The sequence below is a fragment of the Paludibacter propionicigenes WB4 genome (genome assembly GCF_000183135.1).
In the GTDB taxonomy this organism is placed as follows: domain Bacteria; phylum Bacteroidota; class Bacteroidia; order Bacteroidales; family Paludibacteraceae; genus Paludibacter; species Paludibacter propionicigenes.
Genome location: NC_014734.1, coordinates 2985482 through 3001685 on the forward strand (window position 1 = coordinate 2985482; position 16204 = coordinate 3001685).

Below are 16204 nucleotides of genomic sequence, written 5' to 3' on the forward strand. Positions count from 1 at the left end.
TAAACTTGTGAGATCATGATAACAAATTTAAATAGAAGAACAAGAATAAAAGCACATATCCGTCACAAAGTGACAGGAACTGCTCAAAAACCACGTATGACCGTATTCAGAAGTAATACTCAAATTTACGCTCAGCTTATTGACGACGTAAACGGTGTTACTTTAGCTTCAGCTTCATCACTTGGTCTTAAAGAAAAAGTAACTAAAATAGAACAAGCTGCTAAGGTAGGCGCGTTAGTAGCTAAAGTTGCTCAGGAAGCCGGAATTACAGAAGTGGTATTTGACCGTAACGGTTATTTATATCATGGTAGAGTTAAACAATTAGCTGACGCTGCTCGTGAAGCTGGTCTTAAATTTTAATCAAGTATGGCGACAAATATGAATAAAGTTAAATCAACTAACGATTTAGAATTGAAAGATAGATTGGTAGCTGTTAACCGTGTAACTAAAGTTACTAAAGGTGGACGTACCTTCAGCTTTTCAGCAATCGTAGTAGTTGGGAATGAAGATGGAATTGTAGGTTGGGGACTTGGAAAAGCAGGTGAAGTTACAGCTGCTATTGCCAAAGGAACTGAAGCTGCTAAGAAAAACTTGATTAAGGTACCGGTTTTGAATGGAACTATCCCTCACGAACAAATTGCGAAATTTGGTGGTGCTCAAGTATTCATTAGCCCTGCATCGCATGGTACCGGAGTAAAAGCCGGTGGTGCTATGCGTGCTGTACTTGAAAGTGTTGGTGTAACCGACGTATTAGCAAAATCTAAAGGTTCATCAAATCCTCACAACTTGGTAAAAGCTACTATTGTGGCTTTGGGTGAACTTCGTGATGCGCACACTGTTGCTCAAAACAGAGGTGTTTCACTTGATACAGTGTTTAACGGATAAAACGAAAATTATGGCAACGATAAAAATTAAACAAGTTAGAAGTAAAATCAAATCTCCTAAAGTTCAAAAACTTACTTTAGAGGCATTGGGTTTGAAAAAAATGAATGCCGTAGTTGAACACGAAGCCACTCCTCAAATTTTGGGAATGGTGGCTAAAGTGAAACACTTGGTAGAAGTGATCAAATAATATTATTCTAAGACTCTTTAAATAAAAAGATATGAATTTAAGTAATTTAACCCCTGCAGCAGGCTCCGTTAAAACCAGAAAAAGAATCGGTCGTGGTACCGGTTCTGGATTAGGTGGAACTTCTACAAAAGGGCACAAAGGACAGAAATCACGCTCAGGTTATTCTAAAAAAATCGGTTTCGAAGGTGGTCAGATGCCAATTCAACGTCGTTTACCTAAATTTGGTTTCAAAAACGTTAACCGTGTTGAATATAAAGCTATCAACCTTGATACTTTGCAAATTCTTGCAGAAACAAAAAAACTGTCTAAAATTGGTTTAGTTGAATTGAGAGAAGCTGGTTTTCTTTCTAAAACAGCCTTAGTTAAGATTTTGGGCAATGGTGTTTTGACTGTAAAAATTGAAGTTGAAGCAAATGGATTTTCTAAATCGGCAGAAGAAGCAATCGTTGCCGCAGGTGGAACTGTAGTAAAACTATAATCCCATGAAGAAACTCATAGAGACAATCAAAAATATCTGGAAAATTGAAGATCTCCGTTCGAGATTATTGACAACATTTTTATTTGTGTTGATTTATAGGTTCGGATCATATATAGTTCTTCCCGGTATTGACCCAACTGCTTTATCTGCATTAAAATCTCAAACTAGTGGCGGTCTTTTGGCTTTGCTTGATATGTTCTCGGGTGGTGCTTTTGCAAATGCTTCGGTGTTTGCATTAGGTATCATGCCGTACATTTCTGCATCTATTGTTATTCAGTTATTGACCATAGCTGTTCCATATTTCCAAAAAATGCAACGCGAAGGCGAAAGTGGAAGACGCAAAATGAATCAGTTAACCCGTTATCTGACTGTTGCTATTCTGCTATTGCAAGGTCCTTCATACTTAATCAATTTAAGTGTGCAATTAGGACACGCAGGAGCTGCATTTCCTAGCGGATTTTGGTTTACAGTTTCTTCAACTATAATTTTGTGTGGTGGAAGTATGTTTGTAATGTGGTTGGGTGAGCGTATAACCGATAAAGGAATTGGTAATGGTATATCATTTATCATTCTTGTAGGTATTATCGCTCGTTTCCCAGGTGCAATTATCAAAGAGTTTGCATCTCGCTTAAATGCAGGTGGAGGTTTGGTTATGTTTATTGGTGAGCTTATCTTCTTATTAATAGTTATTGCAGCTAGTATCTTATTGGTACAGGGAACAAGAAAAATTCCTGTACAATATGCGAAACGAGTTGTTGGAAACAAACAATATGGTGGTGTTCGTCAATATATCCCATTGAAAATAAATGCAGCTGGTGTTATGCCAATCATTTTTGCCCAGGCAATCATGTTTATCCCATTGACACTGGTAAGTTATTCTAAATCCGAATCAATAAAGGGATTTATGGGTGCATTTCTGGATAATAACGGATTTTGGTACAACTTAGTATTTGGCCTTTTGATTGTTGTGTTTACGTATTTCTATACCGCGATCACAATTAATCCAACCCAAATGGCAGAGGAAATGAAACGTAATAACGGTTTTATTCCAGGTATTAAACCAGGAAAAAGAACCGCTGAATATTTAGACTTGATTATGTCGCGCATTACATTGCCTGGTTCTATATTTTTGGCTATAGTTGCTATTTTACCTGCTTTTGCAAAAGTTGCAGGTATTGATCAGGCTTTTGCAGCATTCTTTGGTGGTACATCTTTGTTGATTTTAGTAGGTGTTGTTCTTGACACTCTTCAACAAATTGAAAGCCATTTATTGATGCGTCACTATGATGGTTTGCTAAAATCGGGACGTATTAAAGGACGTACCGGTGGCGCTTCAGCTTATTAAAAAACGAATCGAATGATTTTCTTGAAATCTGACGAAGAAATTGAACTGCTTCGTATCAGTAATCAAATAGTAGCTAAAACGTTAGCCGAACTTGCTAAAATAATTGCACCGGGCGTAAGCACGATGCAATTAGATAAAATAGCCGACGAATTTATCCGGGATCACGGAGCCGTTCCAAATTTTCTTAATTATGGAGGGTACCCAAATTCAATATGTGCGTCAGTGAATGAGCAGGTTGTTCACGGAATACCATCAGACAAAGTATTTTTGGAAGATGGTGATATTATTTCGGTAGATTGTGGAGCTTTGATCAATGGCTTTCATGGAGATTCAGCTTACACTTTTTGTGTAGGTGATGTAAAACAGGAAGTGAAGGATTTATTGCGAACTACAAAGGAATCTTTATACAAAGGTATAGAGCAGGCTGAGGAAGGTCGTCGGCTAGGTGATATTGGGAATGCTATTCAACGTCATTGTGAAGATCGCGGATACTCAGTGGTACGTGAAATGATCGGACACGGAGTAGGACGTAAACTACACGAAGCGCCTGAAGTTCCCAATTATGGAAGAAAAGGTAATGGTATAATGCTCAAATCAGGCATGACCATAGCCATTGAACCCATGATAAACTTAGGAAGCCGGCACTTAGTGTTTGAAAAAGACGGTTGGACAACCCGAACATTGGATCGGAAACCATCAGCTCACTTTGAACATTCGGTGGCAATACGACGTGGCAAAGCCGATATTTTATCGAGTTTTGAATATATAGAACAAGTTTTAGGTAACAAAGCAATATAATTTATGGCCAAACAAACAGCAATTGAACAAGATGGGAAGATAATCGAAGCATTATCTAATGCCATGTTTCGTGTAGAACTGGAAAACGGTCACGTTATTACGGCTCATATTTCCGGTAAAATGCGCATGCATTATATTAAAATTTTACCGGGCGATAAAGTAAAAGTCGAAATGTCGCCTTATGATTTGTCAAAAGGAAGAATTTCTTTTAGATATAAATAAAAAAAAATATTTTCAACATGAAAGTAAGAGCATCTGTAAAAAAGCGTACAGACGATTGTAAAATCGTTCGTAGAAAAGGTCGCTTGTATGTTATCAACAAAAAAAATCCTAAGTTTAAACAACGCCAAGGGTAATTAATTTATTTTAGAAAAAGAATAGTTTATGGCTATAAGAATTGTCGGAGTAGATTTACCCCAAAACAAAAGAGGGGAAGTTGGATTGACTTATATCTACGGAATAGGTCGCAGTAGTGCAAAAAAGATTTTAGAATCAGCCGGTGTTGATATTGACATCAAGGTGAAAGATTGGACTGACGACCAAGCAGCTAAAATCCGCGAAATCATTGGAGCAGGATTCAAAGTGGAGGGTGACCTTCGCTCTGAGGTACAAACCAACATCAAACGATTGATGGATATCGGTTGTTACCGCGGTGTACGTCACCGTATTGGTCTTCCATTGAGAGGTCAAAGTACGAAGAACAACGCTCGTACTCGTAAAGGTAAAAAGAAAACAGTTGCTAACAAGAAAAAAGCAACTAAATAAGGTTTAACTGTTAGCGAATTTTAGAAAAGCTAAATAATATTAGAATAATATGGCAAAGAAAACAGTTGCAGCCAAGAAAAGAGTCGTTAAAGTTGATGGTGTAGGTCAATTACATGTACACTCATCTTTTAATAACATTATTGTTACTCTTACAAACAGCGATGGTCAGGTAATTTCTTGGTCTTCTGCAGGTAAGATGGGATTCCGTGGCTCAAAGAAAAACACTCCTTATGCTGCTCAGATGGCTGCTCAGGATTGCTCAAAAATTGCATTGGACTTAGGTTTAAGAAAAGTAAAAGCCTATGTAAAAGGACCAGGTAACGGACGTGAATCAGCTATTCGTACTGTACATGGTGCAGGTATTGAAGTAACTGAAATTATAGATGTTACTCCACTTCCACACAACGGTTGTCGTCCTCCTAAACGTCGTAGAGTGTAATTCTTAAAAGGGTTTCCTCGGTAGTCGAATAGGTGAACTAAAGAAAAAGATTGCATTTAAACCTCTCTGCAATCGCGGCTGTAAAAAGTTTCGACCCATTTGTGTACGTGGAACACATAAATAATTTTAAATTTAAATAATAAAAAATGGCAAGATATATTGGACCAAAGTCAAGAATAGCTCGTAAATTTGGTGAAGCTATTTTCGGACCAGATAAGGTGTTGGCTAAAAAGAATTATCCTCCAGGACAACATGGTCAGGGACGTCGTAAAAAAACTTCGGAATACGGTATTCAGTTACGTGAAAAACAAAAAGCCAAATATACTTATGGTGTATTGGAAAAACAATTCCGTAACATGTACGAGAAAGCTCAACGTACCAAAGGTGTTACCGGTGAAGTATTGTTGCAATTATTGGAATCAAGATTGGACAACATCGTTTATCGTTTAGGATTTGCTCCTACACGTTCAGGTGCTCGTCAGTTGGTTAGCCACAAGCACATTACCGTTGATGGTAAAGTTGTGAACATTGCTTCTTATCATGTACGTGCCGGTCAGGTTATTGCTGTACGCGAAAAAGATAAATCTATGGAAGTAATTGCTGCTTCATTGAATGGATTTAATCACAGCAAATATCCTTGGATTGAATGGAATGCAGCTTCTTTATCAGGTGTTTATTTACATATCCCTGAACGTGAAGATATTCCGGAAAATATCAAAGAACAATTAATCGTTGAGTTGTACTCTAAATAATAAGTGAAACCATGGCTATATTAGCATTTCAAAAGCCTGAAAAGGTAATCATGTTGGAAGCTGACGCTTTTCAAGGAAAGTTTGAATTTCGTCCGTTGGAACCCGGTTACGGTATTACAATAGGTAATGCTTTACGCCGTATCCTTTTATCTTCATTGGAAGGTTTCGCTATTACTTCCATCAAAATTGAAGGAATTGACCACGAGTATTCTACAATTCCGGGAGTAATTGACGATGTTACCAACATTATTTTGAACTTGAAACAGGTTCGTTTCAAACAAATAGTGGAAGATATCGAAAACGAGAAAGTAACAATTAATGTTTCTGGAACAACTTCATTCAAAGCTGGTGATATAGGAAAGTATTTTACCGGATTTGAGGTGCTTAATCCAAAATTGGTTATTTGTGAACTTGATCCTTCAGCTAGTTTCCAGATTGATATAACAGTGAATAAAGGTCGTGGTTACGCACCTTCGGAAGAAAACAAACCGGCTAATGCCGAAATAGGATTAATTCCGATTGATGCTATCTTTACACCAATTCGTAACGTAAAATATTCTATCGAAAATTATCGTGTAGAACAGGTTACCGACTACGAAAAATTGGTGTTGGAAATCAGTACCGATGGTTCTATTCACCCGAAAGAGGCTTTGAAAGAATCAGCTAAAATTTTGATTCACCACTTTATGCTATTCTCTGATGAAAAAATTTCATTAGAAGTAACAGAAGGTGAAGGCAGCGATGAGTTTGATGAAGAAATTCTGCACATGCGTCAATTGCTTAAAACAAAACTTACAGATCTCGAACTTTCTGTTCGTGCTCTTAATTGCTTGAAAGCAGCTGATGTTGATACATTAGGTCAATTGGCCGGTTATCATAAGCATGATTTGCTGAAGTTCCGTAATTTCGGTAAAAAATCACTCACTGAGTTAGAAGAAAAATTAGAAAGTTTGAATCTGTCCTTCGGAATGGATATTGCCAAATATAAATTAGATAAAGAGTAAAGAGATGAGACATAATAAAAAATTCAACCACTTAGGCCGTACAACATCTCACAGAAAGGCAATGTTGTCTAATATGGCTTCTTCTCTTATTCAACATAAGAGAATTGCTACTACGCTTGCTAAAGCTAAAGCTTTACAAGTTTATGTAGAACCGCTTTTGACAAAATCGAAAGAAGATACCACTCACTCACGTCGTATGGTATTCAGTCACTTGCAAAATAAAGAAATGGTAACAGAACTATTTCAAAATGTATCAGTAAAAATTGCTAACCGTCCAGGTGGTTATACCCGTATTTTACGTACAGGTTTCCGTTTAGGTGATAATGCAGAAATGTGTATTATTGAGTTAGTTGATTATAACGAAAACATGTTGAAAGAAAAAGTTGCTAAGAAAGCTGCACGTACTCGTCGTGCCGGGTCTGCCAAGAAAGCCGAAGCTGCTACTGAAGTAGCTCCAGCTGTTGAAGCTCCTGTTGCTGCAGCTGAAGAAACTCCAGCGTCTGCAGAGTAATTCAAAATAAAATACAACTTGTATTGAAAAGAGGAATAAGCCACGGCTTGTTCCTTTTTTTTGTGCAAGAAAATGGATAATACTCTGCTGAAATGTTGTATTTGTCAGTGAAAAATCGCACACTTATAAATGAAATGTGCATTATTTATGAAGAAATTGCACATTTATAAAAAAAATGTGTAATTTTGCAGCTCGAAAAAGTACTTCATTTATAAAAACTAAAAAACACTTTATGACGAAGAAATTCTTAATCATTACACTTTTATCATTGGCAGCAGGTTCTGCATTTGCAGGTGGTTTGTTGACTAATACCAATCAAAGTGCACATTTTTTGCGTAATCCGGCACTTGATGCTTCTACTGAAATTGATGCTGTGTACACTAATCCTGCAGGATTAATTTTTCTGACTAACGGTTTTCACCTTTCTCTGAGTAATCAAAGTGTATATCAAACACGTACAATTACTTCTACCTTCGCTCCGTTTGCCGTAAATAATGACGGAGATCAAACTAAAATATTCAAAGGAACAGCATCAGCGCCTTTGGTTCCAAGTTTTCAGTTCGCTTACAAGAAAGACCGCTATGCTATTTCTGCCGGTTTTGCCATTTCGGGCGGTGGTGGAAAAGCTGTTTTTAATAAAGGTTTGCCGTCATTTGAAGCTCCAATTTCGATGTTACCTTTATCGCTTTCGTCTAAGGGAGTTCCTACCTCAAAATATACTGTAGACAGTTATATGGAAGGTAAACAGTTTATTTTCGGAGTTCAGCTGAATGGTACATATAAAATAAACGATGCTTTGTCGGCTGCATTAGGTATGCGTCTAAACATTGTGAGCAATGCGTATGTAGGTCACTTGAAGAATATAATGATTAATCCAAATCAACCTGCTTTTGGACCTTTATACACTGGATCGGCAATGGTTTCAGCACCAAAATTCTTTACAGATGCCGCAACAGCTTTAAGTGGTTGGTCTGCAGGTGCAACAAGTTATGCAGCCGGCTTACAGCCGATTGTCACAGGAGGTGGCGGCACAGTATTATTGGCAAATGGTACGTCTGCTGGTTTGACTACAACTCAAATTGCTCAGATTCAGGGATTGTTGGGAGCGGCAGGTTTAACTCAAGCGCAAATAGCTGCCGTTAATATTCAGACAGCTCAGGGCACATTAGCTGCAGCTGCTCCTGTTTTTGCAGGAAAAGCCGCTGCTATGACAACAAATGCAGGATCTACTGCTGACAAACAATTGGATTGTACACAAACCGGGTGGGGGGTTACACCAATATTGAGTTTAAACTATCACGTGGCAGGCTTAAATCTAGCTGCTAAATATGAATTCAAGAGTACCCTGAACGTTCAGAATAATACTGTAATTGATGATACCGGTTTATATGCTGATGGTGTAAATACTCCTCATGATATTCCGGCTTTATTGACACTGGGTGCAGAGTATCAGTTGTGTGATAAATGGAAAGTTTCAGGGGGTTATCACCATTTCTTCGATTCAGATGCTAAAATGGCTAATAACAAACAGCAATATATTAATGGCGGAGTAAGTGAATATCTTCTGGGTTCTGAATATCAACTGAATGATATATTTCTGATTAGTGCAGGAGGACAAATTACACGCACCGGAGTTACAGATGCTTATCAGACGGACATGAGCTACAGCTTAAACTCGTATTCAATTGGTTTTGGTGGTGCTATCAGGATTACTCCGGATTTACGCCTCAACCTGTCTTATTTCTTCACCAATTATGATAAGTGGACAAAAGCTTCGACAAATTATAACGGAACTACATTGGCGGGAACTGATGTGTATAACAGAACTAACAAAGTGTTTGGTATCGGACTTGAATATAAGTTTTGATTTCATGGCTTATTGTCCAAAACATAGATAATGAATTTTTAGAAAAGAGGAATAAGTAGACATACTTATTCCTCTTTTCGTGTTTCAACTCAGAGAAAGGAGTTAGTAAGCGTGAAGAGTATTTTCTCATAAGTGAGACGCTATTTTTCAACTCTCTGTATATATTAAGAATTGCGAATTGTTTGCAGATTCAAATCAAATTATCTACTTTTGCTAAAAAATAATGGTATGGCAGCATTTAAACGCATTTTGTTGAAATTGAGCGGTGAATCGCTTATGGGCGAAAAGCAATATGGCATAGATGAAAAAAGATTGAGCGAATACGCTTCTCAAATTGCTGAAATAGCAGCATTGGGCGTGCAGGTTGGTATTGTAATAGGCGGTGGAAATATCTTTCGCGGATTAACTGGTACCTCTAAGGGCTTTGATCGTGTTCAGGGCGACCAAATGGGCATGTTGGCTACAGTTATCAATAGCTTGGCTTTAAATTCGGCTTTGCAGGCGGCAGGAGTGAAATCACGCGTTCTTACAGCGATTCGTATGGAGCCGATTGGTGAGTTTTATAGTAAACAAAAAGCCATAAGCAGCTTAGAGCAGGGTGAGGTGGTAATTCTTTCGGCCGGAACAGGTAATCCGTTTTTTACGACTGACACAGGTTCTTCGCTTCGTGCTATCGAAATTGAAGCTGATGTTATGCTCAAAGGAACCCGCGTTGATGGAATTTATACTGCCGATCCAGAGAAAGATAAAACTGCAACCAAGTTTGATGAGATTACATATGATGAGATTTATAACAGGAATCTTAAAGTGATGGATCTTACAGCTACTACTATGTGTAAGGAAAACAATATGCCGATTTATGTCTTTGACATGGATACGGTGGGTAACCTGAAAAAGGTTATCACTGGCGAGAAAATCGGCACTCTGGTAAGAAACTAGATATGGTGTCGTGATAGAATGAAACAATAGAAACTAAAGATAAATATATAATTAACTGCCCCTTATGATCATCGTGATTGAGGGGATGAAAACAAAATAAAAATTATGCAAGACATCAAACCAATTCTGAAACAAGCCGAAGATAGCATGGAAGCGACCTTATTATTTTTGGATGAATCATTGGCGCATATCCGTGCAGGCAAAGCTAATCCTCGAATCCTTGATGGCGTTCGAGTAGAATATTATGGTCAGATTGTACCGATATCGGGTGTTGCAACTGTTACTACCCCTGATGCAAAGACTATTACCATTCAACCTTGGGAAAAAGCATTAATTCCCATTATTGAGAAAGCTCTTTTGAACTCAGATATTGGTATAACACCTATGAACAATGGTGAGACAATTCGTTTGGGGATACCACCTCTGACAGAAGATCGTCGTCGTCAACTGGCTAAACAATCAAAAGCAGAATGTGAAGATGCTAAGATTTCGGTTAGAAACGCCCGTCGTGATGCTATTGAACATCTGAAGAAAATGATTAAAGAAGGATTGCCCGAGGATATGGAAAAAGACGCAGAAGTCAGCGTTCAGAAAATTCATGATAAATATATCAAACGAATTGAAGACCAATACTTGGCGAAAGAAAAAGAAATTATGACCGTTTAAGGTAACAGTGATTCATACTTCATACTATTTCAGTCATCTCATATTATTGGGATGACTGAAGCTTTTTAATAACTCTCATGGTTGGATTAGTCGTAAAAAACACAGGCAGTTGGTATCAGGTAAAAACTGATATGGGCGAATTGTTTGAGTGCAAGATCAAAGGTCATTTTCGCATGCAGGAGATTCGTAGCACCAATCCTATTGCAGTGGGCGACTATGTGGAATTTGAGAAGAATGATGATGGAACAGCAATGATTCATGCCATTTCCGACCGTAAGAATTATATAGTTCGGCGTTCCTCCAACTTATCCAAACACTCCCAGATTTTGGCTGCTAACCTTGATTTGGTAACCTTGGTTGTTACGATAAATTATCCTGAAACTTCCACTGTGTTTATTGACAGGTTCTTGGCTACAGCCGAGGCATATCGAGTTCCTGCCTGTATCGTGTTCAACAAAATTGACCGGTATTCCGAGTCGGAAATGGAATATCTCGTTGGTTTAGAGAATCTTTATCATTTGTTGAGATATCCGGTGTTTAAGATTTCGGCACTTTTGTCTGAGAACATCGAGGAACTGATAACCTTCCTGAGTGGAAAGACTACATTGTTTTCAGGTAATTCAGGTGTTGGAAAATCAACGTTGATAAATGCTATTGCTCCTCATTCTCTGGCCAAAACGGGTGAAATTTCTTCCTATCATAACAAAGGTATGCATACCACAACTTTTTCGGAAATGTTTGAGCTTCTGTCCGGAGGACATATTATTGACACTCCCGGTATTAAAGGTTTTGGAACGATAGATATGGAAGTAGCTGAAATTGGGCATTATTTTAAAGAAATATTTGAATTTTCAAAAGATTGTAAGTTTGCCAATTGCACCCATGTGCACGAACCTGATTGTGCAGTACTCCATGCAGTTGACAAACAATATATCAGTACCTCTCGTTATCAAAGCTACCTGAGTGTGCTGAAAGATTGTAATGAAGGAAAATATCGTTAAAATGAATATTTTTGCACTAATTGCTATCAATTTATTGGAAAATTTGACGGAAATACGAAATTATTAAATACATTTGCAAAAAAAAGCTATAATTAAAACTAAACGATTAATATTGAAGAAAAATAACGCATCATGGCACAACATCAAATAGACAGATTAGACAAAAAAATTCTTCAGCTCATTTCGCAGGATGCACGTATTCCTTTTTTGGAAGTGGCACGCGAATGTAATGTTTCAGGAGCTGCTATTCATCAACGCATTCAAAAACTTCGGAATACAGGTATTATAAAAGGTTCTGAATTCGTTGTAGATACGTACAAAGTAGGTTTTCAGACTTGTGCTTATATTGGAATCACGTTGAGTGATATTAAAATGTTTAACGCAGTGGTAGAGGAGTTGAAAAAGGTTCCTGAAGTCGTAGAATGTCATTACGCAACAGGCAAATACTCTATGTTCGTGAAAATCTATGCAAAAGACAATCGTCATTTGTTGCAAATAATTCTGGAACATCTGACATTGATTCCTGGCATAGCGCACACCGAAACATTCCAGATTTCGTTGGATGAAATTTTCCGTCGCCAGCTTTCTGTATTTGAAATTGAATCGACAATTGATGTTATTGATGAGGAAGAGTAAAACAGATTCAGTTTAAACGAAAAAACAAAACGTCCAACAGATAATTTCTGTTGGACGTTTTGTTTTTTTGTCAAGAGAAGTATTGTGTCCAGATAATCAATATCTGCTATAAGCAGATCGAACGTATGAAACGGCTTGTGAGTAAATAGGTTTGGTGAACTCTATAAATAAATCTTGTTGCGAAGGAGGCATTTGAGGCTCCCTGTTGCACATTTTCCTTTGCTCGGCATTTAAAGCTCTGTCATCACCTTTGAAGTTAGCCCAACTTGTATTCCAAACATAGGTGCCTTCAAAATTCTGTCGTTGTAATTCCTGATTGTTTCCAGCGTCAATAATTCGCAAGCTTAGAACGCCTCCGGAGCTAATTTCTCGCCGAAATGTAGTGAGTGTGGCTTTAACCGTATTGTACGAATTGTAAGTTTTACCTTCTACTTTTACAGTTCCCACAATAACACTATCCCGTTTTTCTTCGGTAGTTTCGGATGACTCCCGAACATTCCCCACCGAAAAATCTTCGAAATTCAGTACAATGTACTGATGAGGGTTTCTCATGTTTTCTTTTCGAGCCTCTTCCTGTGTATAATATCTTATAAATCGGTTTTGGGCATTCTGACGAATTTCAGCCAATAAATTATTGAAAAAGAAATCCGCTGAATACTGGAAATTTGCGTTGGTGAATGGTTTTTGAACAATAACTCTGAGTGTTGCGAAATACCGTGCATCACTTATTTTATTCAATACGTCCTTGTATCCGGGCACATACCTGTTGGCGTTTTGGAAGTATTGATAAGCAGCTCTGGCTTGATCCAGCGTGCCGTAGTTCAGTGCTTTCACGCCTGCCGCATAAGCCTGCTCAGCAGCCATTTGTTTGGCTTTGCTTAGCTCAGCAATATATTCTTTGGGCTGTGGAATAAGTTCAAGGGCTTTGGGGCAGTTGAAAATCTGATTGGCTAACTGATTTATCCTTTCGTATTGATATACAATTATATCATACTTGTCAGGTTGATTGGCAACAAGTGCATTGTCAATATCCCGTTGAGCTGTCTTTAATGCTAATGGGTAGGCGTTTAAAAGTACTGACTGTGATTTGTCATTTTTTGGGTTTGATCGTAACCGGTCAATTGACTCCAGACATGCCTTGTAATAGTCGCCGTGTTTATATGCGCTACTACCCGTAGAACAAGAAACAACCAGAATGCTGAGAAGACAAAGAAATAGAAAATAGTTAGCTTTTTTCATATTACTACATTTTATATTATAAACGTTCGACAACTCAATGGTTCTTACATGCGTTCAGGAACATCTATTCCCAATAGTCCCATACCGGTTTTTATGACTGAAGCAATTGATTCAGACAGAATAAGTCTGAACTGCTTTAACGCTGCATTTTCTTCTTTCAGTATAGTAAAATCATGATAGAATTGGTTATATTCCTTTACCAAATCATAAATGTAATTGGCAATTAAAGCAGGACTAAATTCGTCTCCGGCTTGTTTTACCACGGCAGGAAACTCGGTGAGAGACTGAACCAGATAGCTTTCTTTTTCCGAAATTTCGAGCTGCGTATTGTTTATTGAGCCAAATTCCAATCCTTGTTCTGATGCTTTGCGAAGAACGGACTTTATTCTGGCATGCGTATACTGTATGAACGGACCTGTATTACCATTGAAATCAATTGATTCTTTCGGGTTGAAAGTCATGTTTTTTCGTGGATCCACTTTCAAAATAAAGTATTTAAGTGATCCCAGACCAACCATTCTTACTATAGTTTCTATTTCTTCGGGTGTGCAATTGTCTAACTTGCCCAACTCCTGCGAAGTTTCTCTGGCGGTTTCAATCATTTCCGACATTAAATCGTCTGCATCAACAACTGTGCCTTCGCGGCTCTTCATTTTGCCTTCGGGTAATTCTACCATGCCATAAGAGAAATGTACCAAACTCTTTCCCCACTCAAATCCCAGTTTGTCTAATAAAATAGAAAGTACCTGAAAATGGTAGTTTTGTTCATTCCCAACTACGTAAACCATCTTATTGATAGGATAATCGTCGTAACGAAGTTTAGCCGTGCCTATGTCCTGAGTCATATACACCGAAGTGCCATCGGCGCGCAAAAGAAGCTTCTCATCGAGGCCATCCCCTGTCAAATCTGCCCATACAGAGCCATCTTCTCTGCGATAAAAAACTCCGTTGGCCAGTCCTTCTTCTACTTTATCTTTACCTTCGAGGTATGTTTCAGATTCGTAGTATATTTTATCAAAACTTACACCCATTTGCGTATAAGTCTTATCAAATCCGGCATATACCCAACCATTCATGGTTTCCCATAGCTGACGAACTTCAGGGTCGTTGTTTTCCCATGCCAAAAGCATTTTTTGCGCTTCGAGGATGAGCGGTGCCGATTTTTTGGCTTCCTCTTCGCTCATGCCTTTTTCGATGAGTTCCTTGATTTCTGCCTTGTAATGCTTATCGAAAATAACGTAATACTTTCCAACCAGATGATCTCCTTTCAAACCTGAACTGTCTGGAGTTTCTCCATTTCCGAAAAGTTTCCATGCAAGCATGGATTTACAAATATGGATACCACGGTCATTTACAATATTGGTTTTTATTACTTTCCATCCGTTTGCTTTCTGAATTTCAGCAATGCTGTGACCGAGTAAATTATTGCGGATGTGACCTAAATGGAGAGGTTTGTTTGTGTTGGGCGATGAGTATTCAATCATCATTAATTCAGCATCATCGGTTGCAGTTTTTGTCCCGAATGCAGGGGTGGAATGAATCAGATTCAACGTTTCGAGCCAATAACTTTTACTGATGCTCAAATTCAGAAATCCTTTGATGACATTATATTTTGAAACCACAGGATTGTTTTGCAGAAGATATTCGCCAATTTCTTGTCCTGTTTGTTCGGGCGATTTGCGTGCAGCTTTCACGAATGGGAAAATAACCACCGTGAGGTCGCCCTCAAATTCTTTCTTTGTTTTTTGAAGTTGTATTTGATTTGGTTCGGTTTCCAATCCGTAAAGAGTTTTTACGGCATTGGCTACTACAGTTCCAAGAATTGTTTCTAAATTCATAAATTGATCGTTATTTTGTTCGGGATGCAAAGATACAAAAATTAGTGATAAGTGTGAACAAGTTAGTGGTTGGAGGTCTTTATCCGGCTGCAAAATAGAAACGCCTGCTTCTCTTTCGAAAAACAGGCGTTAATAGAAAAATTAAGAGTTGATTTAGAGTAATTTCCAACCCAATGAAATAACAAAGGTATTTGCTCTGATATTATCAATAGTAGTACTGTTTAGTTTTGTTTGATACATGTCTTTAATCAAATTGAGACGGGCATCCAACGTGAACATCAAAACATCAACACCGACACCGGCTTCCAGACCTAGTTGCGCGGCTTTAATATCTTTTTCTAACTGATCCTGAGTGACACTGCCGCCTGTAGTAAGGTTGCTGTAATCGAGCGAAGAACCTGCATTGAAACGAAGTTTCGGACCGGCAAATGCACGTAGATTTACGACTTTCAAATCCAACAACTTATATCCAAGAAGTAATGGTACATCAAGTGTGCTAACAGTTACATTTTTATTAAAGGTCGTTACTACGCTGCTATTGGAATTCGCTTGAAATGATATTTTATCCGTTTTCTTTCCCATGTTGTAAAGAAACTCCGGTTGAAAGTACAGTTTGTTGAATCCGAAACGTGCAAAAACCCCGGCTTGAAAGCCGTTCGATAATTCTGAATTGACAGAATTCAGATTATAACTTCCAGAGGTCACAGAGCTCAAATTGTTCATGCTGAGTGAAGAGTTATAACTCGCTTTAATACCAAAATTGACTTGTGCATAAGTGAAAGTAACAGAGAGTAACAGCACAGATGCAATAATAATTTTTTTCATACTTGTAATTTTTAACGGTAAATAACACA

General features: G+C 38.0%; 21 protein-coding genes. 18 read left to right on the forward strand and 3 right to left on the reverse strand.

Annotated elements, in window-relative coordinates; all coding sequences use genetic code 11:
- Nucleotides 1-15: 15 nt before the first annotated feature.
- The 18 genes from rplR to PALPR_RS12445 all read left to right on the forward strand — a co-directional run bounded on the left by rplR (nt 16) and on the right by PALPR_RS12445 (nt 12273).
- Complete coding sequence (gene rplR / locus PALPR_RS12365; RefSeq protein ID WP_013445974.1) at nt 16-360, forward strand: 50S ribosomal protein L18; 345 nt, start codon at nt 16-18, stop codon at nt 358-360.
- A 6-nt stretch (nt 361-366) separates the two neighbouring features.
- Nucleotides 367-885: a 30S ribosomal protein S5 gene (gene rpsE / locus PALPR_RS12370; RefSeq protein WP_013445975.1), complete on the forward strand. Its 519-nt coding sequence runs from the start codon at nt 367-369 to the stop codon at nt 883-885.
- A gap of 10 nt (nt 886-895) precedes the next feature.
- On the forward strand, nt 896-1072 hold the full coding sequence (gene rpmD / locus PALPR_RS12375; RefSeq protein WP_013445976.1) for a 50S ribosomal protein L30: 177 nt from the start codon (nt 896-898) through the stop codon (nt 1070-1072).
- Nucleotides 1073-1103: 31 nt separating this feature from the next.
- Nucleotides 1104-1550 (forward strand): 50S ribosomal protein L15, encoded by a 447-nt coding sequence (gene rplO / locus PALPR_RS12380; protein ID WP_013445977.1) that lies wholly within the window; start codon nt 1104-1106, stop codon nt 1548-1550.
- Between the two features lie 4 nt (nt 1551-1554).
- A complete protein-coding gene (secY, locus tag PALPR_RS12385; RefSeq protein ID WP_013445978.1) occupies nt 1555-2895 on the forward strand; it encodes a preprotein translocase subunit SecY in 1341 nt (446 codons plus the stop codon).
- A 12-nt stretch (nt 2896-2907) separates the two neighbouring features.
- A complete protein-coding gene (gene map, locus PALPR_RS12390; RefSeq protein ID WP_013445979.1) occupies nt 2908-3693 on the forward strand; it encodes a type I methionyl aminopeptidase in 786 nt (261 codons plus the stop codon).
- A gap of 3 nt (nt 3694-3696) precedes the next feature.
- Nucleotides 3697-3915 (forward strand): translation initiation factor IF-1, encoded by a 219-nt coding sequence (infA, locus tag PALPR_RS12395; protein WP_013445980.1) that lies wholly within the window; start codon nt 3697-3699, stop codon nt 3913-3915.
- A gap of 17 nt (nt 3916-3932) precedes the next feature.
- Nucleotides 3933-4049: a type B 50S ribosomal protein L36 gene (gene ykgO, locus PALPR_RS15710; RefSeq protein WP_013445981.1), complete on the forward strand. Its 117-nt coding sequence runs from the start codon at nt 3933-3935 to the stop codon at nt 4047-4049.
- Between the two features lie 28 nt (nt 4050-4077).
- On the forward strand, nt 4078-4458 hold the full coding sequence (gene rpsM, locus PALPR_RS12400) for a 30S ribosomal protein S13 (RefSeq protein ID WP_013445982.1): 381 nt from the start codon (nt 4078-4080) through the stop codon (nt 4456-4458).
- A 49-nt stretch (nt 4459-4507) separates the two neighbouring features.
- Nucleotides 4508-4897 carry a 30S ribosomal protein S11 gene (rpsK, locus tag PALPR_RS12405; RefSeq protein ID WP_013445983.1) on the forward strand — a complete coding sequence of 130 codons (390 nt, stop codon included), beginning with the start codon at nt 4508-4510 and terminating at the stop codon, nt 4895-4897.
- A 146-nt stretch (nt 4898-5043) separates the two neighbouring features.
- Nucleotides 5044-5649 (forward strand): 30S ribosomal protein S4, encoded by a 606-nt coding sequence (gene rpsD, locus PALPR_RS12410; protein ID WP_013445984.1) that lies wholly within the window; start codon nt 5044-5046, stop codon nt 5647-5649.
- Between the two features lie 11 nt (nt 5650-5660).
- On the forward strand, nt 5661-6653 hold the full coding sequence (locus PALPR_RS12415) for a DNA-directed RNA polymerase subunit alpha (RefSeq protein ID WP_013445985.1): 993 nt from the start codon (nt 5661-5663) through the stop codon (nt 6651-6653).
- A gap of 4 nt (nt 6654-6657) precedes the next feature.
- Entirely contained in the window at nt 6658-7164 is a 507-nt protein-coding gene (gene rplQ / locus PALPR_RS12420; protein WP_013445986.1) for a 50S ribosomal protein L17, read from the forward strand.
- A gap of 232 nt (nt 7165-7396) precedes the next feature.
- On the forward strand, nt 7397-9031 hold the full coding sequence (locus PALPR_RS12425) for an aromatic hydrocarbon degradation membrane protein (protein ID WP_013445987.1): 1635 nt from the start codon (nt 7397-7399) through the stop codon (nt 9029-9031).
- A 228-nt stretch (nt 9032-9259) separates the two neighbouring features.
- Nucleotides 9260-9970, forward strand: a complete 711-nt coding sequence (gene pyrH, locus PALPR_RS12430; RefSeq protein ID WP_013445988.1) for a UMP kinase — start codon at nt 9260-9262, stop codon at nt 9968-9970.
- Nucleotides 9971-10075: 105 nt separating this feature from the next.
- The gene (frr, locus tag PALPR_RS12435) at nt 10076-10636 is read left to right on the forward strand and encodes a ribosome recycling factor (protein WP_013445989.1); all 561 of its coding nucleotides are present in this window, start codon (nt 10076-10078) and stop codon (nt 10634-10636) included.
- 77 nt (nt 10637-10713) lie between these two features.
- Nucleotides 10714-11637 carry a ribosome small subunit-dependent GTPase A gene (gene rsgA / locus PALPR_RS12440; RefSeq protein WP_013445990.1) on the forward strand — a complete coding sequence of 308 codons (924 nt, stop codon included), beginning with the start codon at nt 10714-10716 and terminating at the stop codon, nt 11635-11637.
- Nucleotides 11638-11769: 132 nt separating this feature from the next.
- Nucleotides 11770-12273, forward strand: coding sequence for an Lrp/AsnC family transcriptional regulator (locus PALPR_RS12445; RefSeq protein WP_013445991.1), 504 nt, complete (start codon nt 11770-11772; stop codon nt 12271-12273).
- A 96-nt stretch (nt 12274-12369) separates the two neighbouring features.
- Here PALPR_RS12445 and PALPR_RS12450 read toward each other — a convergent pair whose 3' ends face one another.
- From PALPR_RS12450 to PALPR_RS12460, 3 genes are all read right to left on the reverse strand, one after another.
- Nucleotides 12370-13512, reverse strand: coding sequence for a hypothetical protein (locus PALPR_RS12450; protein WP_013445992.1), 1143 nt, complete (start codon nt 13510-13512; stop codon nt 12370-12372).
- Between the two features lie 44 nt (nt 13513-13556).
- A complete protein-coding gene (gene argS, locus PALPR_RS12455) occupies nt 13557-15350 on the reverse strand; it encodes an arginine--tRNA ligase (protein WP_013445993.1) in 1794 nt (597 codons plus the stop codon).
- Nucleotides 15351-15503: 153 nt separating this feature from the next.
- Nucleotides 15504-16175, reverse strand: coding sequence for a porin family protein (locus tag PALPR_RS12460; protein ID WP_013445994.1), 672 nt, complete (start codon nt 16173-16175; stop codon nt 15504-15506).
- Nucleotides 16176-16204: the final 29 nt, after the last annotated feature.